The organism is uncultured Lacinutrix sp., from assembly GCF_947500325.1.
Classification (GTDB): domain Bacteria; phylum Bacteroidota; class Bacteroidia; order Flavobacteriales; family Flavobacteriaceae; genus Lacinutrix.
In genome coordinates this window covers 156283-182972 of the sequence record NZ_CANMRQ010000008.1, presented here as the reverse complement: position 1 = coordinate 182972, position 26690 = coordinate 156283, and the positions used below count along the sequence as shown (strand labels likewise).

The 26690-nt window shown below is 33.2% G+C and carries 17 protein-coding genes; 11 read left to right on the top strand and 6 right to left on the bottom strand.

All coding sequences use genetic code 11. The annotated features are described in order from the left end of the window. Positions 1–22 precede the first annotated feature (22 nt). Both Q0997_RS11885 and Q0997_RS11880 read right to left on the bottom strand, forming a co-directional pair. Positions 23–1213 carry a pyridoxal phosphate-dependent aminotransferase gene (locus Q0997_RS11885; RefSeq protein ID WP_299889135.1) on the bottom strand — a complete coding sequence of 397 codons (1191 nt, stop codon included), beginning with the start codon at positions 1211–1213 and terminating at the stop codon, positions 23–25. A gap of 16 nt (positions 1214–1229) precedes the next feature. Further along, the gene (locus tag Q0997_RS11880; RefSeq protein WP_299889133.1) at positions 1230–2330 is read right to left on the bottom strand and encodes an acyl-CoA desaturase; all 1101 of its coding nucleotides are present in this window, start codon (positions 2328–2330) and stop codon (positions 1230–1232) included. A 139-nt stretch (positions 2331–2469) separates the two neighbouring features. Here Q0997_RS11880 and rsmG point away from each other — a divergent pair, with 139 nt between their 5' ends. Next, on the top strand, positions 2470–3099 hold the full coding sequence (gene rsmG, locus Q0997_RS11875; RefSeq protein WP_299889131.1) for a 16S rRNA (guanine(527)-N(7))-methyltransferase RsmG: 630 nt from the start codon (positions 2470–2472) through the stop codon (positions 3097–3099). A gap of 32 nt (positions 3100–3131) precedes the next feature. On the opposite strand, the gene Q0997_RS11870 is transcribed toward rsmG, so the two are convergent. Next, positions 3132–6053 (bottom strand): hypothetical protein, encoded by a 2922-nt coding sequence (locus Q0997_RS11870; RefSeq protein ID WP_299889129.1) that lies wholly within the window; start codon positions 6051–6053, stop codon positions 3132–3134. Between the two features lie 189 nt (positions 6054–6242). After that, on the bottom strand, positions 6243–7871 hold the full coding sequence (gene pruA, locus Q0997_RS11865; protein WP_299889128.1) for an L-glutamate gamma-semialdehyde dehydrogenase: 1629 nt from the start codon (positions 7869–7871) through the stop codon (positions 6243–6245). Positions 7872–8015: 144 nt separating this feature from the next. Between pruA and Q0997_RS11860 the strand changes: the two genes are divergently transcribed. Beyond that, entirely contained in the window at positions 8016–8738 is a 723-nt protein-coding gene (locus tag Q0997_RS11860) for an NRDE family protein (protein ID WP_299889126.1), read from the top strand. After that, the gene (locus tag Q0997_RS11855; RefSeq protein WP_299889125.1) at positions 8731–9732 is read left to right on the top strand and encodes a DUF6695 family protein; all 1002 of its coding nucleotides are present in this window, start codon (positions 8731–8733) and stop codon (positions 9730–9732) included. The genes Q0997_RS11860 and Q0997_RS11855 overlap by 8 nt, the downstream gene beginning before the upstream one ends. On the opposite strand, the gene apaG is transcribed toward Q0997_RS11855, so the two are convergent. Both apaG and Q0997_RS11845 read right to left on the bottom strand, forming a co-directional pair. Then, positions 9725–10111, bottom strand: a complete 387-nt coding sequence (apaG, locus tag Q0997_RS11850; protein ID WP_299889123.1) for a Co2+/Mg2+ efflux protein ApaG — start codon at positions 10109–10111, stop codon at positions 9725–9727. The two genes, Q0997_RS11855 and apaG, sit on opposite strands and share 8 nt — an antisense overlap. 98 nt (positions 10112–10209) lie before the next feature. After that, positions 10210–11460 carry a DUF5103 domain-containing protein gene (locus Q0997_RS11845; RefSeq protein ID WP_299889121.1) on the bottom strand — a complete coding sequence of 417 codons (1251 nt, stop codon included), beginning with the start codon at positions 11458–11460 and terminating at the stop codon, positions 10210–10212. A 181-nt stretch (positions 11461–11641) separates the two neighbouring features. Between Q0997_RS11845 and Q0997_RS11840 the strand changes: the two genes are divergently transcribed. From Q0997_RS11840 to Q0997_RS11805, 8 genes are all read left to right on the top strand, one after another. Beyond that, positions 11642–12997 (top strand): Na(+)-translocating NADH-quinone reductase subunit A, encoded by a 1356-nt coding sequence (locus Q0997_RS11840; RefSeq protein WP_299889119.1) that lies wholly within the window; start codon positions 11642–11644, stop codon positions 12995–12997. 38 nt (positions 12998–13035) lie between these two features. Beyond that, entirely contained in the window at positions 13036–14247 is a 1212-nt protein-coding gene (locus Q0997_RS11835; protein WP_299889117.1) for an NADH:ubiquinone reductase (Na(+)-transporting) subunit B, read from the top strand. 2 nt (positions 14248–14249) lie between these two features. Further along, the gene (locus Q0997_RS11830) at positions 14250–14996 is read left to right on the top strand and encodes a Na(+)-translocating NADH-quinone reductase subunit C (protein WP_299889115.1); all 747 of its coding nucleotides are present in this window, start codon (positions 14250–14252) and stop codon (positions 14994–14996) included. Position 14997: 1 nt separating this feature from the next. Then, positions 14998–15642: an NADH:ubiquinone reductase (Na(+)-transporting) subunit D gene (locus tag Q0997_RS11825; protein ID WP_299889113.1), complete on the top strand. Its 645-nt coding sequence runs from the start codon at positions 14998–15000 to the stop codon at positions 15640–15642. 34 nt (positions 15643–15676) lie between these two features. After that, on the top strand, positions 15677–16390 hold the full coding sequence (gene nqrE, locus Q0997_RS11820) for an NADH:ubiquinone reductase (Na(+)-transporting) subunit E (protein ID WP_299889111.1): 714 nt from the start codon (positions 15677–15679) through the stop codon (positions 16388–16390). 1 nt (position 16391) lies between these two features. Next, entirely contained in the window at positions 16392–17699 is a 1308-nt protein-coding gene (nqrF, locus tag Q0997_RS11815; protein ID WP_299889109.1) for an NADH:ubiquinone reductase (Na(+)-transporting) subunit F, read from the top strand. 349 nt (positions 17700–18048) lie between these two features. Further along, on the top strand, positions 18049–22263 hold the full coding sequence (locus tag Q0997_RS11810) for a M36 family metallopeptidase (RefSeq protein WP_299889107.1): 4215 nt from the start codon (positions 18049–18051) through the stop codon (positions 22261–22263). Between the two features lie 182 nt (positions 22264–22445). After that, complete coding sequence (locus Q0997_RS11805; protein ID WP_299889105.1) at positions 22446–26624, top strand: reprolysin-like metallopeptidase; 4179 nt, start codon at positions 22446–22448, stop codon at positions 26622–26624. Positions 26625–26690 lie beyond the last annotated feature (66 nt).

Genomic DNA, 26690 nt, shown 5'->3' with positions numbered 1-26690 from the left:
TAATTTTAAGAAGTTTTAGTTTTTAAACTAAAGCTTCTTTTATACGTTTTATAGCTTCTATAATTTGTTCTTGAGACGCAGCATAAGAAATGCGAATACAATCTGGATTTCCAAAAGCATCACCTGTTACTGTAGCTACTAAAGCTTCTTCTAATAAATATAAAGAAAAATCTGTGGCATTGTTTATTGTTTTTCCTCGTAAAGTCTTTCCAAAGAAAGCAGAAACATCTGGAAAAACATAAAAGGCACCTTCAGGTGTATTGGTTTTAAAACCGTCAATATCACCAAGAAGATTTAAAACCATATCACGACGCGTTTTGAATTCGTCAATCATGTAACTAACAACACTTGGGTCAGCATTTAAAGCTGTAATTACTGCGCGTTGCGCAATACAATTAGTACCACTGGTTACTTGACCTTGCATTTTGTTACAGGCACGTGCAATCCAATCTGGTGCACCAATAAATCCAACTCTCCAGCCAGTCATTGCAAATGCTTTTGAAACACCATTTATAGTTATAGTACGATCAAACATACCATCAACACTTGCCATACTAGCATGTGGTTTTCCTGTGTAATTTATATGTTCATATATTTCATCAGATACAACATATATATTAGGATGTTTCTTTAAAACTTCAGCTAAAGCTTCTAATTCTGTTTTACTATATAAAGAACCACTTGGATTACAAGGAGAACTAAACCATAGCATTTTTGTATTTGGTGTGATTGCAGCCTCTAATTGAGGTGCAGTCATTTTAAAATCTGTATCAATAGATGTTTTTACTTCTACAGGTACACCTTCTGCTACTTTTACAATATCACTATAGCTTACCCAGTAAGGACAAGGTAAAATAACTTCGTCTCCTTTATTAAGCATTACTTGCGCAACATTATACAATGACTGTTTTGCTCCAGTAGATACTACAATTTGTGGAAGCGTATATTGTAAATTATTATCACGTTTAAACTTCGTGATCACAGCTTCTTTTAATTCTACATAACCATCTACTGGTGTGTAAGAATTATAATCATCATTTACTGCTTGTATAGCAGCATCTTTTATAAAGTTTGGCGTATTAAAATCTGGTTCACCAAGACTAAGACCAATAATGTCTTTGCCTTGACCTCTTAATTCTCTTGCTTTTGCTGCCATGGCTAAAGTGGCAGATGTTGACATGTTTATTATACGGTCAGAAAGTTGTTGGCTCATTAAATAATGCGGTTTATTAAGCTTGTAAAGTTGGTTTCATTCCCATTTCTCGTAAGTATCTAAAATGGGCAGCAATGGCTTTACGTGTAGTTTTATATTCGTTGTATGGTAAGTTAAATTCTTCTGCAGTAGCTTTAACAATCTCAGCAATTTTTCCATAATGTATATGGCTAATATGTGGAAAAATATGATGCTCTACTTGGTGATTTAAGCCACCAGTAAACCAATTAGCAATTTTACTTTTTGGCCCGAAATTAACTGTTGTTTTTAGCTGGTGAATAGCCCAAGTATTTTTCATTGTACCGTTTTGTTCTGGTAAAGGCATTTCAGCATCTTCAATAACATGCGCTAATTGAAAAACAACACTTAAAATTAATCCAGCTGTATAATGCATTATAAAGAAACCTAATAAAATTTTCCACCAAGCGGCATCTAATATTAGCATAGGTAAAACAATCCACATTGCAATATAGATAACTTTAGAAATCACTAATTTACTCCAGTTAGCAACTGGATTTGGAAACTCGCCATAAGATAATTTACGTTTCATGTAGCGTTTCATTTGTTGCCAATCTGTAGTAATTGCCCAATTAATTGTTAACAAACCATATAATAATATAGAATAGTAATGTTGAAATTTATGGTGTTTACGCCATTCTGTATGTTTAGAGAAACGTAGAATACGTCCAGCTTCTAAATCTTCATCGTGACCATGAATATTTGTGTATGTATGGTGTAATACATTGTGTTGTACTTTCCAATTGTATACGTTTCCTGCTAAAATATATATACTACTACCCATTAAACGATTAATCCATTCTTTGTTAGAGAATGAACCGTGATTACCATCATGCATTACATTCATTCCTACACCGGCCATACCAATTCCCATTACTATCGTTAATAGTAATTGAGCCCAACCAGGAATGTCTAATGTTAATATTAAGAAGTATGGTGCTAAAAATAGAGTAAACATTATTACGGTTTTTAGCCATAATTTCCAATTACCTGTTCGTTTAATGTTGTTATCCTTAAAATAAGAATTAACTCGTTTGTTTAGTGTTCTAAAAAACTTTGCAGAATCTGTTCTTGAGAAAGATAGGGTTTGCTTTGTCATCTTTTTAATTTTTATATGATAACGCACAAAATGTGCTAATCATATTTCCGCCAAAGATAATTAATTAAAACATTCGAACTAATAAAGAAATTGATAAAATTATGCTTGTAAAATTTCTATTTTTGCAAAAAATTAAATTATGGAGCTACTTTTAAAATATTTTCCAAACCTTACTGAAGATCAAATAGATAAATTTTCTAAACTATCTGCTTTGTATCAAGATTGGAACCTTAAAATAAATGTGGTTTCTCGTAAAGATATCGATGAATTATACCTAAGACATGTGTTACATTCATTGGCTATTGCAAAAGTAATACAGTTTAAAGAGGGTTCTGAAATTATGGATGTAGGAACTGGTGGCGGATTTCCAGGTGTTCCTTTAGCAATTTTGTTTCCAGAATGTAATTTCCATTTAGTAGATAGTATAGCAAAAAAGTTAAAAGTTGTAAATGAAGTTGTAAATGGGCTAGGATTACAAAATGTAAAAACTACGCATACTCGTGTTGAAGAAATAAATGAGACTTATGATTTTATAGTAAGTAGAGCAGTAGCTGCTATGCCAACTTTTGTACATTGGGTAAAAGGTAAGATTGCTAAAACACAAAATCATGAGCTTAAAAATGGAATTTTATATTTAAAAGGAGGTGATTTAAGTGAAGAACTTCAAGATTATAAGACGGCATCACTTTATAATTTGAGTGATTTTTATACCGAAAGTTTTTATGAAACAAAAAAGATAGTACATTTACCTTTAAAGTATAAGAAATAAAAAAAAAGCAGCCATTGGCTGCTTTTTTTTATTTAATTGTTTGCGCCTTCGGGCAATTGTTGTACAAATAGAAATGTAGAAGTTGGTGGTCCTCCAAAAACTGAATTTGAAGGATTATTAAAAATTCCATTTCTAATATGTAAAACATCACTTGCGGTTCCAGAATATACAGACGATCCATCAAGGTTTATATCTGTGTTAAAGTAACCTAAAGAAGGGAAGCTAGCTGCTGGTGGGCCTCCAAATACAGAATTGTTCGGATCGTTAAAAACTTGACTTCTTATTAAAGGCACATCAGACAGCGCACCTGAATAATTTATACGGCCATCACCATTAGAGTCTCCACTCCACATGGCGACTGTATTAGTTGGAACTCCAAAAGTTGTTTGTGCATCTGTACCAAAAGTAATTTGATTATTAGCATCTGTAAAATCTACAGTAGTAGGTAGTCTAGATAAAGATATAGGTGTATTAGTCATAATCCCTAAATGGCTTCTGTGTTTAACGGCTACATAATAATTGTTTCCAGGGATATTATTAAAAGGTAATGTTGATGTACCATCAATATCTACAATATCTCCATCACGTTGTAGTAAAGCAGACTGACTTGCTATTACATTGGTATTGGTAACGGCATCTCGAAGTTCAACAAAAACCCAGTCTACAATAGCATCATTTCCAGTAGTATTAAAAACGGTTGTATTTGTAATTAAATTATCGCTATAAGGACTTGTTGTTGGTATATAATTGTCTACTCTTAAATCGTCACGCATCATGTTATCAGTACTACCTAGAAGTGGGCCTTGTAAATAGGCTTTAGCTGCAAGGTTAGAGCGAATAATAATTTCATCTAATGCGAAATTGACATTAGCATCAGTTAATGTAACATGGCCTTCATTATTATCTGGCATATACCAAGCATCAAATGGTGTAATGTTATTTACTGTAAATGATGATGTTGTTACATTATTAGGAATGTGAAACCAATCAATATCTCCATCATTCTCTAATGCCATAGCGCTAACAGTAGGAATGAAATTAAAGAAGTCAGTTTGTAAGCCTGCTAAAAACCCAGTGACTAAAGGATCTGTACCTAATGTACCTGTTAAAGCTCCTATATCAAATAAACCTCCAGAAGCAGCATCTACACCATTAGAAAAAGTTTCTGCTTGTACCGTTGCACTTGCATTAAAATCACCACAGAAACAAAGAAAGGGAGTGTCTATAAATATAGAAGATGTTGAAGGTGCGTTTTGCTGTCCAGCTAAAGGAGTAAAGCGTGAGGTGAAATCTGCTGTTGAGGCAGTTAACCCAGATCCGATAGCTAAATTGCTAACATCTAAAGCAAGAAAATTTGGTTCTATGTTCATTCCATTTTTATCTTGATAAGGATTACCTATTCCGCTACCGTTTACTATAGAAATTTTTCTTGTGTTTTCTGGAAAGCCTGAAGTTGTTAAAGCATTTAATCCAGCATAAAAAATAGGGTTCCAAGGATGTTTTTGAGGTAGCATTAAACTAGTGTCAAAATCGGTTCCAGAGGTAATATGCGCATCAAAATGATCTACTAACATTTGCTTAGCAGCTGGAGATCTTAAAAAATCATCAACTAAAGGTCTAAGAGATACAACACTCTGGTCGCCACCTAAACCACCTAATTGTAATCCATAAGCTATTTTGTTAAATAAGTATTGAAATCCAATAGGCACATTAGCACCATAATGAGGAGAATCGAAAGATAGCCATAAACGTGTTTCATGATCCATACTTTGATTTTCCATAAAATTTAAAGCGTAACGTGAAATTAATCCTCCCATACTTGGGCCAATAATAACTAACTCTTCATCACCAACCTTACCACCGTCAAGCTCAGGGCCATTGATTATATTTATGAGCTCCACAAGTAACATTGCATTTCGTTCAATAAAATCTGCACCACCATCTACTTCAACCATGTCCGAAGCTCTTGTGTAAACTGGAAAATTTAGAATGACAACGTCAAATCCTTCAGCTCTAACTAAATCGGCAAGATTAGAACTTGTGCCGTTATCATCAAAGGCTAGTAAATCATAAAGTCCAGTAATATCTCTTCCATCACCAGGATCAAAACCATCAATTAAAATAATAGGCTTGTCGAAAACACCGTCAGGACTTAAAAAGATTTCGTATTCACCGGTTCCAATTTCGTTAGCTTCTCCATATGGTGTTAAATTTGGGGCTGTAGTATTTGAAGAAGTAAAAGGTATAGGTGCTCTGTTAAATAATGTTTGAAGATCTTCATTAGAATATTTAATATCTATTGTAGATTGACTTGTAGTTGTTGATCCATCTGAAAAACTAAGTATTGTAGTAATCGTTTTAGAGCCTTTATCTTGATAACTTATATTTAGATTGGTGTTTTTTGTAATAGTCTTAAAACCTTCGTTATTTCCAAAATCTATAGCTATCGAAGATATATTTTTATTTGTAGTATTGAAAATAGCATTTTCAGAAAGATTAAAAACAACGTTTAGTCCTTTGTGACTGAATTGTAGTGGAGCAGCGATTGATAATGTATTTTTGTTATAAATATTATCAGCATTTTCAGCTTCAACTAAAAAGCCTTCTACATCTAATGCTATTTTATTATTATTAAAAGCTTCAGGATTTATAACTTCAAAATCTGTGTTTAAAATACTTAATGCTACAATATTGTTTTGTTTAGCATTTTTAGCTTTCAATTCTAATGTTTCCAAAGTAGATAATCGATTTTGTAAATCATTCTCGGAAACCATTTTATACGCTTGATAATATGAATAAACAGAATTAGTATTTTCTTGATAGTCGTCTAAATTAATTACAGGAAAGGAAGTAAATACTATTGAAGTTTCATTAGTGCTTAATTTGCTTAATTTGTTTTGTGCGTTGACAGAGATTGTGCACAGCGCAAATAAAAAAAAGTAAAGTTTTTTCATGACATAGTTAGGTAATAGGTTAGGTAAATTTCTATTTTCTTGTAGTTTTATTAAGATATTCGTAAATAAATCAGCTAAAAAATTATGCATGCATAGTTTTTTAATACAAAAAATAACAATATAGCAAAAAAAAAGCCTCAAGTAACACTTGAGGCTTTTTTATTTGTTGTATGGTATTGAAAACGAATATTATTCGCCTAAAAAAGGATACCTATAATCTGTTGGAGTTACAAATGTTTCTTTTATCATTCTTGGAGAAACCCAGCGTTGTAAATTTAAAATACTACCAGCTTTGTCATTTGTTCCACTTCCACGAGCACCACCAAAAGGTTGTTGTCCTACAACTGCACCAGTTGGTTTATCGTTTATATAAAAGTTTCCTGCACAGTTTTCCAGAGCTTTTGTTGCCTCAGTAATTGCATATCTATCTGTTGCTAGAATAGCACCAGTTAATGCATAATCACTAGTTTGATCTACTAACTTTAATGTTTCAGAATATTTATTGTCATCAAAAACATAAATTGTAATTACAGGGCCAAATAATTCGTCACACATTGTTGTGTACTTTGGATCATCTGTAACAATAACAGTAGGTTCAATAAAATAACCTTTGCTTTTGTCGTATCCACCACCAACAATAATATCAGCATTTTCATCTGCTTTGGCTTGATCTATATATTTTGCTAATTTATCAAATGAACCTTCATGAATTACAGCAGTTATAAAGTTGTCCATGTCTTCTGGAGATCCCATTTTAAATGACTTAACATCTTTAATTAATTGATCTTTAACTTCGTTCCATATACTTTTAGATATATAAGCACGAGAAGCTGCACTACATTTTTGTCCTTGAAATTCAAAAGCACCACGGGCAATAGCTGTAGCTACTTGTTTAGGTTTTGCTGTTTTATGGGCAACAATAAAATCTTTTCCTCCGGTTTCACCTACAATTTTAGGATAGGTTTTATAATTATGTATGTTATTTCCTATTTGTTTCCATAGTTCTTTAAATATAAAAGTAGAACCAGTAAAATGTAAACCAGAAAAATCAGGACTTGCTAAAACAGTATTAGTAATCATAACTGGGTCACCAAATACAACATTAATAACACCTGCAGGAACACCAGCTTCTTCAAAAACATCCATAATTACTTTTGCAGAATATATTTGAGAATCACTAGGTTTCCATACAACTACATTGCCCATCATAGCCATACATGCAGGTAAGTTTCCTGCGATAGCGGTAAAGTTAAATGGTGAAACAGCGTAAACAAAACCTTCTAAAGGTCTGTATTCAATTTTATTCCATGCGCCACTAGTACTTTCTGGTTGTTCATGATACATATCTGTCATGAACTGTACATTAAATCTTAAGAAATCTATTAGCTCACAAGATGCGTCAATTTCAGCTTGATGTATCGTTTTTGATTGCGCCATCATTGTTGCTGCGTTTATTCTAGCTCTATATGGGCCTGCAATTAATTCTGCAGCCTTTAAGAATATTCCAGCTCTATGTTCCCAAGGCATTTGAGACCATGTTTTTCTTGCTTCAAGCGCAGTTGAAATAGCTTCATCTACATGAGATTTTTCAGCTAAATGGTATTGTCCAACAATATGTTTGTGATCATGCGGAGGAGACATCGGTTTTGTGTTTCCTGTTGTAACATCTTTACCATTAATATACATAGGTACGTCTAAAGTACTATTGTACATTTCTTTGTAAGCTTTAGAGATGGCTTCACGATGCTCGCATCCTGGAGCATATGCTCTAACAGGTTCGTTAACAGCAATTGGTACATTGAAAAATCCTTTTCCCATTTTATTTTAAGTTTTTAGTTGTCAAAAATTGAAGTGCGAAGTTACGAATTTTTTATAGATTTTTTAATGAAGCAATTGCTAAACAATTCTTATAATTTACTAATTTTTTGTAAGTTGCCAATCCATTTTGGGACTACAAAACTTATGTGTACAGTAACCATTTTTTATAAAGGTAATAATGATTTTGTGTTAACATCAAATAGAGATGAAGCACCTAATAGAATTGCTAATTCTCCAGATTTTTATAATATTGATAATACTGGAGTTTTAATGCCTAAAGATGAGCAATCTGGTGGTAGTTGGATTGGAGTAAGCGATAAAAATAGAATTGTTTGTTTGCTTAATGGCGGATTTAAATTGCATAAAAGAAAAACAAAGTATAGAAAGAGTAGAGGCGTTGTTGTTAGAGATATACTAACAATGAAAAATAGTCATGATATTCAAGATTATGATTTTAATGATATAGAACCTTTTACTATTGTAATTGCAGATTGGAATGATGATTTAAAATTTAACGAATTAATTTGGACGGGAGAGAAAGTGAGTTTTAAAGCGCTGCCATTAACAAACCATATTTGGTCGTCGTCTACGTTATATACTGAAGAGAAAAAACAAGCTAGACGTGATTGGTTTAAGGATTTTAAGTTAAATAATGTATTGTCTTCAAAATCACTTTTAGAATTTCATAAAACAGCTGGAAAAGGAAATTTAGATTTTGGAGTTGTTATGGATCGAGATTATGTAAAAACTACTAGTATTACTCAAGTAGATAAGGTTAATGAAAGTATTGAAATGAGTTTTCATAATTTAAATACTTCTGAAACTTCAGTGAAATCATTAAATATTGTAGAAACATTAAATGAATAATACTGGTTTTATTTTAACCTTGGCCTATCCAGACACTATTGTTTCTCATGCAGAAGAATGGTATTCTCCTTATTTAAAGTATTTAGGTGTTGGTAACAAGACTAATGTTCGTGCTGGACATGCTGCTTTAGTTTTAATTGATAAAAAAACAGGTGTTTTAGAATATCATGATTTTGGACGTTATATTACTCCAGAGCCAAATGGAAGAGTTCGTGGAAGTCATACAGATAATGAATTGTATTTTCCTATAAAAGCAGAAATAAAAGATAATGAAATAGTTAATCTAGATATTATTTTAGAGTTTTTAGCTACTCAACCAAAATTAACACATGGAGATGGTAGGTTGGTGGCTTCAGTTTGTAATCAAATAGATTATAAAAAAGCAAGAACGCATATAACCATGATGCAAGAGCGTGAATTTATATATTACGCAGCCTTTAAAAAAGAGGCTTGTAATTGTGCGCGTTTTGTGACAGATAGTTTAATTGCCTCGGTAACGAATTCTAAAATAAAAAAAGATTTAATAAGTTCGAAATGGTTTACGCCAAGTACAGTAGGAAATGTATTGTTGTCTAATACTGGAGAATATCCTTTTGAAGTTTCAGAAAAAGGTGAGATTTCAGAATTCAAAGGCTCGCAAAAGAGTGAAAATTTAAAATGTTTTTTAGATAGATTAAAAGGTTATAAACCAAATTATATAGGTACATTGAAACCAAGAGAAGTTGAGGGGTTGCATGAAAAAGCACAATGGTTATCTGGAATAGCTGCAGGCGCTTGGTATGAGGTTTTTGAGACTGATGCTATAAACGAATATAGATATAGGCGTATATCTCCTTATGGTAATATAGATTGTGATGCTATTTTTATAGTTGAGGATTCAAGTTTTGACTATAGCAAACCTTATGTGATAGCTCATTATTCAAACTGCCATTTCTTTCATGTAAAGCAAAATGATAAGGTGTTTCGTTTTAATAGAAAACTATTAATTAGTTAATTGCAAAAGGAGCACTTAATTTAAAAGTGGGAATTGCAACATTAAATTTTTTGGTAGTAGTAAAGTTTACCATGCTATAATGTCCTTGCATAGCTCCAAATGGAGATGTAAGTAAACAGCCTGAAGTATAGGTATGTGATTCGCCTGGTTTTAATACAGGTTTTTTTCCAATAACGCCTTCTCCAGTTACTGTCTCTACATTATTTAACGCATCAAGAATTGTCCAATGTCTTGCATTGAGCTGCACAGAGTCTTTACTCTGGTTTTCAATAGTAACTTGATATCCAAAAGCATAATGTATTTTATAGTTTTTATAAAATGTGCCTTCAAAATTAGTTTCTACCGAAATTTTTATGCCTCTTGTTACTTGTTGAACCATGGGTTAAATAAAAATATCTAATGCAAAAATACTAAATATTCTTTTGTATTTAGCAAGTTTGCAGTGTATTATAGCTAAAATTAATGTTTTAGTCGTCGTTAATTTGTAATGTTTACAGAATTTCCTTCACCAATACCAATTATTCTATCGTAGCGTGTTCCTAAGCCTCTATAGTATACTAATACTTTATAATTATTCTCAGTTTGATGAAAATTACCAGAAATTGCATTTTCGTCAATAACTCCATTTTTATCTTTTACAATATATTTATAGCTATAAAAACCTTGTTTCAAGATTAATGGTAATTCATAAATTTGAGCTTCTTCATTATAAGTCATTTGGGTACTTTCATCTACAATATAATTATTAAAATTACCATAAACATGGATACTCTCTCCATCTAATAACTCATTTGTTTGCAAACTAAAATGAACTTTAGCATAATCTGCATGTGTTTCAGGTGTCTCTGTGTCTAATGCAGTAATTAAAAAATTACCATTAATATCTGGATTATAAGTATATGGTTGATTGTTTCTAGGAACATCAAAATACAAATAACTATTATAAAGGTCTTTCAGTCTTATAAATTGGACGCCTGTATTTGCGCCTCTTAAATCTTTGTTTTCAAAATAATTATATTCATTGCCAGCAAAAAAACTAGATGCTTTAGTATAGCGGTACTGTAGTTCATTGCCTAAAATATATTGCGGTTTTAAATTTGTAATGGCTGTGTTTAAATTGTTGTTTTGAACAATAACAGTTTTAATGGTTTGTTTAGGGTTGGTAAATTGTATTTTATTAGAGTTTATAACAAAATCTACAGATTGTCTACTGTTAATTTCTGAAACATCTCTAGAGCGTTTAATAGATACGCCTACATCTACGAGATCTTCATAAATCATGAATTTTCGTGTAAACTCAATTTCATCATCTTCATTATATATAGTAATAAGATAATTACCAGATTTAGTTAATGCTCTAGTCTGTTCGTTAGGGATAGTTAAAGTGTAATGAGAATATATTTGATAAGTATTAAATGAATTGTCCCATTTTCTAATACGCTGTTCGTTAAAACCTTTTAAATACTCAGATTGCATTAAAACAGAAGGTGTCCAATCAAAATTATAGTGTTTTATTTCATAATAGTAATCGTCTTCATAGCCATTCAACACATCGAATTCTAAAATAAGGTATTCGCCAAGTTTTAAAACAGGTAATTGACTTTCAGGTGTATCTCCTTTAAAAGTAATAGTTTTAATTTCTTCTGAAGGGTTTATTTCTTCAACTTGAGAAAACAATGATGATGAAACTAAAAAAAAGAGTAAAAAATGTTTAACGCTAATTCGCATTTATGTGGTTTTTTGTCGCGTAAAGATAAACAAAATCCATGCCTATTTTTTCGCATTAAATATTCAAACTAAAAATCTCTTAAATTATTGTGAAAACTTTATTATTAATTCGTATTTTTGCACCGATTTTTTACCCTCATTAAATCAGTTCACTAAACTATTAACAAATAGATTTATACACATGTCAAACGACATTAAGATTAAAAAAGGTCTTGATATAAAACTTAAAGGAGCTGCAGAAATGGCAACAGAGAATGCTATTGTAAGTAACTTTTATACAGTAAGACCAGAAGATTTTCACAGTGTAACTCCTAAATTATCGGTAAAAGTTGGAGATAAAGTTAAAGCTGGACAAGCTTTATTTTTTGATAAATCCAATGAAGAATTAAAGTTCGCCTCTCCAGTTTCTGGAGAAGTTATCGAAATTGCACGTGGTGAAAAACGTAAAATCCTTTCAGTAAAACTACAAGCAGATAAAGAGCAATCTCATCAAGATTTTGGTTCTTTAAATGTGGATTCGGCAAAAGCAGAAGATATTAAAGCTAAGTTATTAGCTTCTGGATGTTGGGCATTTGTAAAACAACGTCCTTATGATGTTATTGCAAATCCTAATAATGCACCTAAAGCTATTTTTATTTCGGCTTATGCTAGTGCGCCTTTAGCTGCAGATTTAGATTATGTTTTACAAGGAAAAGAAGCAGAATTACAGGCAGCAGTTTCGGCTTTAGCTAAATTAACTGAAGGTCAAGTACACGTTAGTGTAGGTAAAAAAGGTAACTCACCACTTTCTGGTTTATCTAACATTACTTTACATAAAGTATCTGGGCCACATCCTTCAGGAAATGTCGGGACTCAAATTAATAAAATTGACCCTGTCAATAAAGGAGAAGTTGTTTGGACAGTAAATGCTCAAGATCTTGTTATTATTGGTGAGTTATTATTAACTGGTAAGTTTAATGCGCAACGTATTGTAGCATTAGTAGGCTCTTCAGTTAAAAAACCTAGGTATTTTAAAACCATTATTGGTAGTGAAATAGCGACTATGGTTTACGATAATGGCGTTGATAAAGATGGTAACGATCGTATAATTTCTGGAAACGTTTTAAGCGGAAAACAAGTAAAGCCAGATGGTAACTTAGACTATTACAGTAATGTGATTTCTGTTATTCCTGAAGGTGATGATTACGAGTTTTTTGGTTGGAATAAGCCAATATTTAATAAAGTATCTACATCTAGAGCTTTAACTTTTTCTTGGTTAACTCCAAAAAAACAGTTCGCTTTAAATACAAATACTAATGGAGAGCATCGTGCCTTTGTTACTACAGGAACTTATGAAGAAGTATTTCCTTTAGATATTTTTCCTTTACAAATTTTAAAGGCTTGCATGTATCAAGATTTAGATGAAATGGAAGCTTTAGGAATGTATGAAGTAGCACCTGAAGACTTTGCCTTAACAGAATTTGTATGTGTGTCTAAGCAACCACATCAAGATATTATTAGAAAAGGTTTAGACTTAATGCTTAAAGAAATTGGATAATTATTCATTGAACGAAGAGAAATGAAAAATACTACAAGATGGGTTTAAAAAGTAATTTACATAATTTAAAAGAAAAGTATAAAGGAACTAAAATGGCTCCAGCATTTAATGCAATCCATACCTTTTTATACTTACCTAATGAGACTACACATAATGGTACTCATATAAAAGCAGCTGACGATTTAAAGCGTACAATGAACACTGTTATAATGGCATTGGTTCCTTGTTTAATCTTTGGAATATTCAATGCAGGATATCAACATTATTCAGCAATAGATGCAGCTGCAGGAGTAACTCGCGAAGTATCTTTATTTGGGAACTTTTTAACGTGGGATAATTTTGTTATTGGAGCGTGGACAGTTATACCATTAGTATTAGTGTCTTATGGAGTAGGATTATTAATCGAATTTATCTTCGCTGTAATAAAAGGACACGAGGTAGAAGAAGGCTATTTAGTAACAGGGATGTTAGTGCCATTAATAGTACCTATAGATACACCATTATGGATGTTAGCAATAGCAGTTATTTTTGGAGTTGTAATAGGAAAAGAAGTGTTTGGAGGAACAGGAATGAACATTCTTAATCCAGCATTAACTATTCGTGCGTTCTTATTTTTTGCATATCCTACTTGGATGTCTGGAGATAAAGTTTGGGTACATCAAGCGGTTGAAAAAGCAGGAACACCAGATGCTATTTCTGGAGAAACAATTTTAGGTAGTTTAGCACAAAACAATACTGTTGGTTACGATTGGATGGATATGTTTTTTGGATTTATACCAGGTTCAGTTGGAGAAACGTCGACACTATTAATATTATTAGGAGGTTTGTTTTTGATTTTTGCTAAAATTGGAAGTTGGAGAATTATGGTATCATCTGTATTAGGTGCTATTATAATGGGATTAATATTTAATGGAGTAGTTGCTCAAGAATGGATTTCATCTTCTAGTAAATTCTATGCATTAATGAATACAGATTTCTGGATGCATTTATTACTTGGAGGATTTGCTTTTGGTACAGTATATATGGCAACAGATCCTGTAACAGCATCACAAACTAATAAAGGAAAATGGATATATGGTTTCTTAATTGGTTTCATTTCAATAATGATTCGCGTATTTAATCCAGCATATCCAGAAGGAGTAATGTTAGCGATTTTATTAATGAACGTATTTGCGCCAACTATTGATCACTATGTGGTACAAGGTAATGTTAAGCGTAGAATGAAGCGTTTAAAAGTTAAAACAGCATAATTATGGCAATTAATACAGATAAAAATTCATATACAATACTGTTTGCTATTGCAATGGTATTAGTAGTAGGTTCTTTATTAGCGTTTACAGCGTCTTCTTTAAAACCTACAATTACAGAAAATCAACGTATGGAAAAGCAGCAGAATATCCTGTATGCTATGGGTGTAAATGAAAATGAAGGTACTAGTAGAGAATTTGTTTCTACAGATAAAGTAGCAGGGGAGTTTTCAAAATACATAAAAAAACAATTAATAGTTGATGCTAATGGTGGTTCTTCTGAAGATACCGAAGCTTATTTAATTGATGTTAAAAAAGAACAAGCAAAAGCAAAAAATGGAGGAATAAGACGTTTGCCTTTATTTGTTGGAGAAAAAGATGGTGAAAAATATTACATAGCACCAATAAGAGGGAAAGGACTTTGGGATGCTGTATGGGCTTATATTGCTTTAGATAAGGATATGGTTGTACAAGGTGCATTTTTTGATCACGCAGGTGAGACACCTGGACTTGGAGCAAATATTAACCAACGTTTCTTTATGGACGATTTTACTGGTGAGCGTTTACTTGATGGTGCTGGTAATTTTAAAGGTATTGCTGTTGCAAAAGGAAACAACGATCCTAAAAACTTAATAAAAGATGATCACGAAGTAGATGCTCTAGCAGGAGCAACTATTACTGGTGATGGTATCTCGGCTATGATTAAAGCTGATTTAAAATTATATATACCTTACTTTAAAACTTTAAATTAATATGGGACTACTTTCAAAAAAAGACGCAAAGTTAATTACAGACCCGTTAGCAGATAATAACCCAATTACCATTCAGGTATTAGGTATTTGTTCAGCTTTAGCAATTACAGCAGAACTTAAAGCTTCTTTAGTAATGGGTATTGCAGTACTGTTTGTATTAGGAGTTGGTAATGTTGTAATCTCTTTAATGAGAAACATTATTCCTTCAAAAATTAGAATCATCGTACAACTTATTGTTGTTGCCGCTTTAGTAATTATAGTTGATCAAGTCTTAAAGGCTTTTGCTTATGAATTAAGTAAAACATTAGCTGTATTTGTCGGGTTGATTATTACTAATTGTATTATTATGGGGCGTTTTGAAGCTTTTGCTTTAGGTAATGGACCATGGAAGTCATTTTTAGATGGTATTGGTAATGCTTTAGGTTATGCAGTAATCCTTTTAATTGTAGGATTCTTTAGAGAACTTTTAGGTTCAGGTACTTTATTTGGTGTTCCTGTACTTGGAGATCCAATTGAAAAAACAGGAGTGTACTCTATAGGTTACGAAAATAATGGATTTATGTTAATGCCACCAATGGCTTTAATAGTTGTAGGGTTAATAATCTGGGTACAACGTAGTAGAAACAAAGATTTAATTGAAGACTAATATTCTTTATTAAGAATTAAAAAATAAAACAATAATGGAACACATAGAATTATTTTTCAAGTCAATTTTTATTGATAATATGGTGTTTTCGGTATTCTTAGGTATGTGTTCATACTTAGCAGTATCTAAAAAAGTAGCAACAGCAGTAGGTCTTGGTGCTGCAGTAATATTTGTATTAGCGATTACTGTACCATTAAACTGGTTATTAGATCAATATTTATTACAACCAGGTGCTTTAAAATGGTTAGGAGCAGAATATGCAGATTACGATTTAAGCTTCCTTTCATTTATTATGTTTATTGCTACCATAGCAACAATGGTACAATTAGTAGAGATAGTAGTGGAGAAATTTTCACCGTCTTTATATAACTCACTTGGTATTTTCTTACCGTTAATAGCAGTTAACTGTGCTATTTTAGGAGGATCATTATTTATGCAGTCTCGTGAGATTGAAACTTTAGGTTTAGCACTTAACTATGGTATATCTTCTGGAATAGGATGGTTTTTAGCAATTTTAGCAATTGCAGCTATTCGTGAGAAAATTAGATATTCTAATGTACCAGCGCCTTTAAGAGGATTAGGGATTACATTCATTATCACAGGTCTAATGGGTATAGGTTTCTTAAGTTTTGGAGGAATGTTAACAGGTGGAGATGAAGAAGCAAAAGAAGAAAAAACAGTTGAGGTTATAAAAACTGAAACTGAAGAGAAAAAAGAATTAGCTAATAACACTAAAATAGTAGAGTAGTATGATTTTAGCAGCAGGAACAACAGGAACAGTAATAGCAACTGTAGTAGCGTTTTTATTAATTACGTTAGTATTGGTAAGTTTATTATTATTCGTTAAACAAAAATTATCACCATCGGGTCCAGTAAAGATCTTAATTAATGGTGAGCGAGAAATAGAAGTGGCTTCTGGAGACACATTATTATCGACGTTAGGAGGAAATAAAATTTTCTTACCATCTGCATGTGGTGGTGGTGGAACATGTATTCAATGTGAATGTCATGTATTATCTGGAGGAGGCGAAGCACTTCCAACTGAAACACCTCATTTCTCTAGAAAAGAATTAGCACATGGAGCGCGTTTATCTTGTCAAGTAAAAGTAAAGCAGGATATGGAAATTACCATTCCTGAAGAAGTTTTTGGTATTAAAAAATGGGAAGCAACAGTAGTACGTAACTACAATGTAGCATCATTTATTAAGGAGTTTGTAGTAGAAATTCCTGAAGATATGGGGTATAAAGCAGGTGGTTATATTCAAATTGAAATTCCTGAATGTACAGTTAAGTTCGAAGATATGGACATAACAGCACATCCAGAAGAACATGAAACACCAGACAAATTCCAAGCAGAATGGGATAAGTTTAAATTATGGCCTTTAGTAATGAAAAACACAGAGACAGTTGAAAGAGCTTATTCTATGGCTTCTTACCCAGCTGAAGGACGTGAGATTATGTTAAATGTGCGTATTGCAACACCTCCTTTTGATCGTGCTAAAGGCGGTTGGATGGATGTAAACCCAGGAGTAGCATCGTCTTATATATTTAATCAAAAACCTGGAGATAAAGTAACTATTTCTGGACCTTATGGTGAATTCTTTATTAATGAATCTGAGTCAGAAATGCTTTATGTTGGTGGTGGTGCAGGTATGGCGCCAATGCGTTCTCACTTATACCACTTATTCAAGACCTTAAAAACTGGTAGAAAAGTTACTTACTGGTATGGAGGTCGTTCTAAGCGTGAATTATTTTATCTAGATCACTTTTACGATTTAGAGAAAAACTTCCCTAACTTCAAGTTCTATTTAGCACTTTCTGAGCCTTTAGAAGAAGATAACTGGAAAGTAAAAGAAAATATCGATGCACCTGGAGATGGTTTTGTAGGTTTTGTACATAATTGTGTAATTGATAATTATTTAAACCATCATGAGTCGCCAGAAGATATAGAATTATATTTTTGTGGACCACCATTAATGAATCAAGCTGTTCAGAAAATGGGTGAAGATTTTGGTATTCCAGATGAACATATAAGATTCGATGATTTTGGAGGATAGAAAATAATCTCTTATTAATAAAGTAAAATTTATTAGTTTTAAACAAAAAAGCCAACACTATGTGTTGGCTTTTTTGTTTGTTAATATGTCAATTGCTTGTTTTTTTAAGAGATATAGGTGTTCGTCTATTTTTAAATTTATGCATTCAAAGACATAAAACTCTAAATAATTAAAACACTTAACATCTTGATATATAGGTTTTTATGCGTTTTCCGTATGTTTTTCGTCGAAAACATCGTTAAAAACACATTTAAATCCGATAAAAGGTTATTTTTGTATCGTTTTTTAAATAAAAATCAAAATTTTAACAATTAAACCTATAAATCCTAACCCAAATCACTTTATAGTTATGAAAAAAAAATACTTTTTGTACGAAAGCAAGTTAAAGACAATATTTGCTTTTGCTTTTATATTGGTATATATCAATCAAATTTCTGCTCAAAATAAAAAAATAGAGCTTAAACCATCAGCTAGTACAGTAGTCTCAAAAAAAGCAGCAAAAACTGTTAAAAAGAAAGTTGAGGCTAATAAGGAAGCTATTACAAGAATTAATGCACCAGGCTTTCTTGAAGATTTATTGAAGAGTAGTGACAAATCTAAATATGTTATTACATCAGAGCATGTAAGCTCCATAAGTGGAATTCATCACTCATACATTCGTCAAGCTATTAATGGTGTTGAAGTAATGGGTACAGAATCTAGTTTGCATATCGATAGACATGGAAAAACATTAGTTACACATAATAAATTCATTAAAGATATAAATAACACTGTTCAATCGAGTTCTAGAAATATATCTGCAGAACAAGCTATTAAAAGTGTTTCGCAAATTATGGGTTATGGTGAAGTTGTAGGTTTAAAAGAAATAACGAGTAGAAATGATATAGAACAGACTGAATATCAAAACAGAGTAACTCTTTATAATAAAGGAGGTATTTCCAATACAGATATCCCTGTCAAAGAAATATATTACTATGAAGAAAGTATTGGTACTAAATTGGTTTGGGAATTGTCAATAGAAGACAAAAACTCATCAGATTGGTATAATTTCATTGTTGATGCATCTACAGGAGAAATTCTTACTAAACACAACTTTACGGTATCATGTAATGTTAATGGAGACCACTCAAATCATAATCATAATAAAACAATAAATAATAAAGAGCATAAAAGTAATAAGACTACTTTTAATTTAAGTAAAACTTCAGCTGCATTTGTTGGAGGAGGAAGTTATAATGTATATGCTTTACCTGTAGAATCACCAGGACACGGAAATAGAAGTATTGTTACAGACCCAGCAGACGCAACCGCTTCCCCATATGGATGGCATGATACAGATGGAGCTGCTGGAGCAGAATCTAATTATACTATTGGTAATAATTGTGATGCATATGATGATAGCTCAAGTACAGTAACAGGAACAGGAGATGGTACAAATGCAGAGCGCGCAAATGGAGGAGCTACTTTAAATTTTGATTTTACTATTGATACTAATGTAAATAATAATTCAGGTAGTATTGACGCAGCAGTTACAAATTTGTTCTATTGGACCAACGTTATTCATGATGTTTGGTATTTATATGGTTTTGATGAAGCTTCTGGTAATTTTCAAGTAAATAATTATGGTAATGGAGGTGTAGCTGGAGATAGTGTTAGAGCTGAAGCTCAAGATGGTTCAGGTACATGTAATGCTAATTTTGCGACACCTGCAGATGGAGGTAGAGGTAGAATGCAAATGTATGTTTGTGGAACAAGAGATGGTGATTTAGATAATGTTGTAGTTGCTCATGAATATGGTCATGGTATTTCAACACGTTTAACTGGTGGTGCTGGAAATTCGGGATGTCTTAATAACGATGAGCAAATGGGAGAAGGTTGGAGTGACTTTATTGGATTAGTAATGACTATAGAACCAGGAGATCTAGCTTCAGATCAAAGAGGAGTAGGAACTTGGTTGGTCGGTCAAGGTCCAAATGGAGCAGGTATTAGACCACAACCTTATAGCGTAACAAATACACAAAGTTATGCAGATCTAGGAGGAGAAGCAATACCGCATGGTGTAGGTTCTATTTGGTCTTCTATTTTATGGAAATTGAATTGGGCATTAATAGATGTTTATGGTTGGGACTCTGATGTTTATTATGGAACAGGAGGTAATAATATTTGTATGAGACTAGTAATTGAAGGGATGAAGTTACAACCTTGTAGTCCAGGGTTTGTAGATGGACGTGACGCTATTTTAGCTGCAGATGCAGCTATATATGGCGGAGCAAACACAGATACTATTTGGCAGGTTTTTGCTGGAGCTGGTGTTGGAGAAGGAGCAGCTCAAGGTACTAATAATAATAATAATACAACTTCAACTACAGCACCTGCTCCTAGTGTTCCTACTGTTGCTTTTTCTACTACAACAGGAACTCAGGTTGAAGGTTCAGATTGTACTTATACAGATGTTACAGTGCCATTAATAATTGGTGTTGGAGCTTCTGCAACTGCTACAGCAACATTCTCTGTTACAGGTACTACAGGAACAGATGGTGTAGATTTTCAGCTAATGACAACAGATGCAACCTTTGCTGCTGGAGTAACTGGTTCTCAAGATGTAACTATAAGGGTTTATAACGATGATTTTATAGAAGGAGATGAAACTATGACTATTGGTTTTACTCTTAATGCAAATGGAGGAGATGCTATAGCTGGAGCTAGTTCATATACATTAACTATTACAGATGATGACTTTGATCCTTTAGTTTCTGGCCCTTCAATAACTGTCTTTTCAGATGATTTTGAATCAGGATTAGGGCAATGGACAGTAACAGGGAATGGAACATCAAACTTTGCAATTACAAATAACGCAGGGTTTCCAGATGCAGGATTCTTTAATTCTGATCAATCTAATACAACAAACTATGCTTTTATTAATGATGATGATTGTAACTGTACAATGGATGCAGAACGTATTGCATCAAATGGTGTGGCTTTAATAGGAGGCGTAGAGTATACTATTTCATTCGATTATGCTTTTGATAATCAATACGCAACTGATACGGCTAGAATAGAATTATCATCAGATGGAGGTGCAACATGGCCAATTGGAGCTGATCTTGCAAAAACAGCTACAGCTACAGGACAAGCTGCTGCTAGTGCTGTACCATTTACGACTATTAATTTTACTTATACACCTGTAGCAGATGAGACAACAATTTTCTCATTTCTTTATGGAGATGCTGGTGGATGGGGACAAGGAATTATATTAGATAACTTTAATGTATCTGAACCAGGACCAATAGCAATTCAAACTGCTTTAAACACTACTACAACTAATAATGTTAGTTTACCAAGTGCAGGATTAGTTTATGCTTATGATGACACAACAGGAAACCTAATTACAAATTATAACAATGTTAATGGTTTTGATTATGGTTGTGTAGATACTTCTATATCAAGAGAAGGAGTTAGTACTCAGTCTTATAATGGAAGTGTTTCTCCAGCATTTGTATCAGATAAAGTGTTTACAATAAAACCAACAAACACTACTACAAATACAGCAACAGATGTAACATTCTATTTTACAGCTGCTGAAATTGCGGGACTAGAAAGTTTAGCAGGTGTATCTAGATCTAATTTATTTGCCTATAGAACAGGAAGTAATGAAATAATAGCATTAACAGATGGTGTTTACGGAACAGATATAGGATTAACAGGAACATTTACTGGCTTAGACGGTACATACTATTTTGGGCCAGAAGATGCCTTTAGAGTAAGAGTGTCTCCAAAAGTAGTATTGCAAGGTGCAGCCTTAAATCCAAATACAGGAGAAGAGAGCTTAATGAGAGATGATTTGCGTACAGCATTTCCACTAGCTTTAACATCTAGTCCTTATAGTGATGGATTAACATGTGATGCCTCAGTATTTAATGTAACCGGATCAGATGCAATTGTAGATTGGGTTTTTGTAGAATTACGAGATGCTACAACCAATACAACAGTTGTTGCTTCACAATCAGCATTATTACAACGCGATGGCGATGTTGTTGGAGCAGATGGAACATCAGCTTTAACATTCAATATACCATCTAATAACTATTATGTTGTTATAAAGCATCGAAATCATTTAGGTATAATGAGTGCTAGTACAATCTTGTTAGATGCAACGACAAGAACAGTAGACTTTACTAATGGAACAACAACAACATTTGGAACCGATGCGCAGACCACGTTTGGAATGCAGCCAGGAATCTCAGCAATGTGGGCAGGAGATACTAATGGAGATGGACAATTAAATTATTCAGGAGCGTTATCAGATGTACCAGGAATAAGAAGCCAAGTGTTTAACGATCCTAATAACTCTGTATTTGGAGGGCCACCAGTGGCTAGTTATCAATCACAAGGTTATTACGGAACCGATGTAGATATGGATGGTTTGACCGTTTATTCGGGTGGAACAAGTGATGTTTCACATATAAGAAACAATATTTTTAACAACCCATCAAATTCAGTATTTGGAGGGCCACCAACATCAACATATTTATTTGTACAGCAACTACCAGAAGGCGCTAATTAAGAATAAATAAAAACTGATGAAACAATAACAAAAAAACCAATACTTTAAGTATTGGTTTTTTTGTTAATTCTCTTTCGATTTTTATTAAAACCCATGTATTTTGTCGATTAAATGTATTTTTTTTAAGATTAAGTGTATTTAATTGTTATTTTGTTACCCTAAAACATAAATACCTACTTATTATGAAAAAAATTACCCTAAGAGGTCTTTTTAACAAAATTTTACTATTGAGTTTGTTATTTTCAGTTTCTCAAAGTTTTTCTCAAATAACGAGGGATTCTAAAAGAATATGGACTAAAACAAACAACAATGAATTACAAAGAGATGCCAAAGTGCATCGAAGTTCTCAACCTACAGAATTTCAACTATACTCATTAAACCTGCAAGCTTTAAAAAGTAGACTTGTAAATGCTCCTATGAGAGGAGATGTGGTTGCTAGTAAATCACCAGTTAAAATTACATTTCCTAATGCTGTTGGAGAGTTTGAAACATTCTCAATTATTGAAACACCAGCAATGGAAGATGAATTGGCAAGAAAAATGCCAATGATAAAAGCATATGCAGGACAAGGTGTTGAAGACCCAAGTGCAACAATACGCTTTACAGTAACTCAGTTAGGACTTCATACAATGACATTGTCAGGTACAAAACGAGCGTGGTATATAGATCCATATACAGAGGATAGAGTTAACTATATCGTTTATTCTAAAGGCGCATTAGGTATCGATAAACAAGGTTTCGAATGTTTAACAGATGAAGAAATAGATTTACCATCACTTAATGGAGCGCCGACAAACAGAGCAACTAACGATGATAAACTTAGAACATTTAGATTAGCGCAATCTTGTACAGGAGAATATGGAGCTATATTTGGATTAGGAACAGGAACTATTGCAGAACAAAAAGCAAGAGTTCAAGCTCAGATGACTATTACCATGACAAGAGTAAATGGTATTTATGAAAGAGATTTGGCGACAACAATGATATTTGTAGCTAATAACGATGCTGTTATATATCTTGATGGAGGATCGGATCCTTGGGGTAACGAATGGAATACCCAGACAGCTGTAACATTAGATAATGTAATAGGTGTGAATAATTATGATATTGGCCATAATTTTAATACAACAGGAGGAGGTAATGCAGGATGCTTATTTTGTGTTTGTACTAGTGCTTCTCAATCTGGAACGCATAAAGGCCGTGGATACACAGGAAGAGCCGATCCTACAGGAGATCCTTTTGATGTGGATTATGTAGCACATGAAATGGGACATCAATTTGGTGGTTACCATACAATGAATTCTTGTTCAAGATCAGGTGGAGCATATGTTGATGGAATTGGATCTGAAGTAGAACCAGCATCCGGAAGTACAATTATGGGATATGCAGGAATTTGTTCAACAAATGTTCAAAATAATAGTGATGCATATTTTCATTTTGTAAATATTGCAGATATTTCTGAAAACCTTCAAAACGGAGCTAGTAATGGTTGTGCAGTAGAGACAGCTATAGGTAATGCTGCTCCAACAGCAGATGCAGGACCAGATTTAATAATACCAATTTCTACACCATATGCATTAACAGGAATTTCTACAGATGCAGATGGTACAGCTTCACATACCTTTACATGGGAACAAATAGATAATGAACAAAGAACGCAAGAAGCACCACAATCAACTTATAATGATGGCCCTTTAACAAGGTCTTTTGATGGGACGACTAACCCAACACGTTACATTCCAAGATTAGAAGACTTAAGAACGTCTAATGGATCTACAACATGGGAAGTGTTATCTAGTGTTTCTAGGGATATTAATTTTGCTTTAACAGTAAAAGATAATAATGCTGCGGGAGGACAAACAGCAGATGCCTTAAAGAAATTAACAACAACAACAGCAGCGGGGCCATTTTTAGTAACATCTCAAAATGCAGCTACAACATGGTTACAAGGAGATACGCAAACAATTACATGGAATGTAGCTGGTACAACAGCAAATGGTATAAATACGGCTAATGTGGATATTTTATTTTCTACAGATGGTGGGTTAACTTATCCTACTGTTTTAGCTTCAGCTGTGCCAAATAATGGGTCAGCAAATATTATTGTGCCAGTTGGAGAATCTCCAAATTGTAGAGTAATGGTAAAAGGAACTAATCATGTGTTCTTTAATATTAATACTGCAGTAATTGAAGTTGCTGGAGCTGTTTTTCCTTCTGTTTCGTATTCAACAACAGCGATGACTATTGTTGAAGGGTCAGATTGTACTTATACAGATGTTACTGTGCCTTTAACAATAGGATTGCCGCCTTCAGCTAATGCTACAGCGAATTTTTCTGTTGCTAGTGGTACTGCAACAAATGGTGTTGATTTTGATATTATGACGCCTATAGTATCGTTTGCAGCTGGAGCCACTGCATCTCAAGATTTAATAATTAGAGTATACCACGATAGCTTTGTAGAAAGTGACGAGACTGTAACTGTAGATTTTAACTTGACAACAACAGGAGATGCTGTTGCGAGTACAAATTCTATGACCTTAACCATAACAAATGACGATTTCGCATCTGTAGCAACGCAAGATGTTGTTATATTAAATTCAGATTTTGAAGCTACAGATAATACGGCATGGACTGCATTTGGTAATGATGGAGATACTCGTGAATGGTTATGCTGTTATTCAGGCTTAACTTATACAGGAATAACTGGTTTTTTTGCGGCTTCAGAATCTACAGGAGGATTGTTACCTAATACATCTGGTAATAATATAAAACCAGATAATTTTTATCATAATACAAATGCAATAACTATCCCAGTAACAGCAACAAATGTTAATTTTTCTTTTGGAGTTGGTGGCTATCAAGATGCAGAACCATATGAGGCATATTGGACAACAAATGTTTCTAGTGTTGCAAATATTACAAGTGGAGTGTCATTGGGAAGTGGAACAACACCTAATGGAGGTGGAGTTGTTGTTTCTTTAGATGTTACAAGTATTGCTGGGCAATCTGGTTACGTTGTGTTTAGACATAAAAGTACAGGAAATGGCCCAGCAGGAACATCAGGATTACTATTATTAGATAATGTAAATGTTACAGCAACAATACCTACTTTTATTCAAACTGTGGTTAACAGTGGTTCTACAAACGATCAACTTAATTTATCAGGATCTGGTACGGTTTATACTAGAGATGATTCAGGGAATATAATGTTAGATATTACTAATAACGATACTTTTGATTATGGTTGTCTTGATGTTTCTGTCTCTAGAGCAGGAACAAGTACACAATCGTACAACGGTAGTGTAGCTCCTAACTTTGTAATGGATAAAACATTTACTATTTCGTCAACTAATACAACAACTACTGGAAATGTAGATGTTTCTTTCTATTTTGAAGTAGGAGAATTTACTTCAACAAGTTCTTTGCATGCACTTAGAGAAGGTTCTGGAGAAATAGTTCCAATTTCTGTATCTTCTTTTGGAAGTGATACTGTTTTAACAGGAACGTTTACAGGCCTAAATGGCACATACTATTTTGGGCCAGAAGATGCCTTTAGAGTAAGAGTGTCTCCAAAAGTAGTATTGCAAGGCGCAGCCTTAAATCCAAATACAGGAGAAGAGAGCTTAATGAGAGATGATTTACGTACAGCATTTCCACTAGCTTTAACATCTAGTCCTTATAGTGATGGATTAACATGTGATGCCTCAGTGTTTAATACAACTGGAGCAGATGCAATTGTAGATTGGGTTTTTGTAGAATTACGAGATGCTACAACCAATACAACAGTTGTTGCTTCACAATCAGCATTATTACAACGCGATGGTGATGTTGTTGGAGCAGATGGAACATCAGCTTTAACATTCAATATACCATCTAATAACTATTATGTTGTTATAAAGCATAGGAATCATTTAGGTATAATGAGTGCTAGTACGATCTTGTTAGATGCAACAACAAGAACAGTAGACTTTACTAATGGAACAACAACAACATTTGGAACCGATGCGCAGACCACGTTTGGAATGCAACCAGGAATCTTAGCAATGTGGGCAGGAGATACTAATGGAGATGGACAGTTAAATTATTCAGGAGCGTTATCAGATGTACCAGGGATAAGAAGCCAAGTGTTTAACGATCCTAATAATTCTGTATTTGGAGGGCCACCAGTGGCTAGTTATCAATCGCAAGGTTATTTTGGGACAGATGTAGATATGGATGGTTTAACCGTTTATTCGGGCGGAACAAGTGATGTTTCACATATAAGAAACAATATTTTTAACAACCCATCAAATTCAGTATTTGGAGGGCCACCAACATCAACATATCTATTTGTACAACAATTGCCAGAAGGTGCTAATTAATATATAAAAGATAAAAACACCTAAGCATAATATTCTTGTTTAGGTGTTTAAATTGAACAAAAAAAC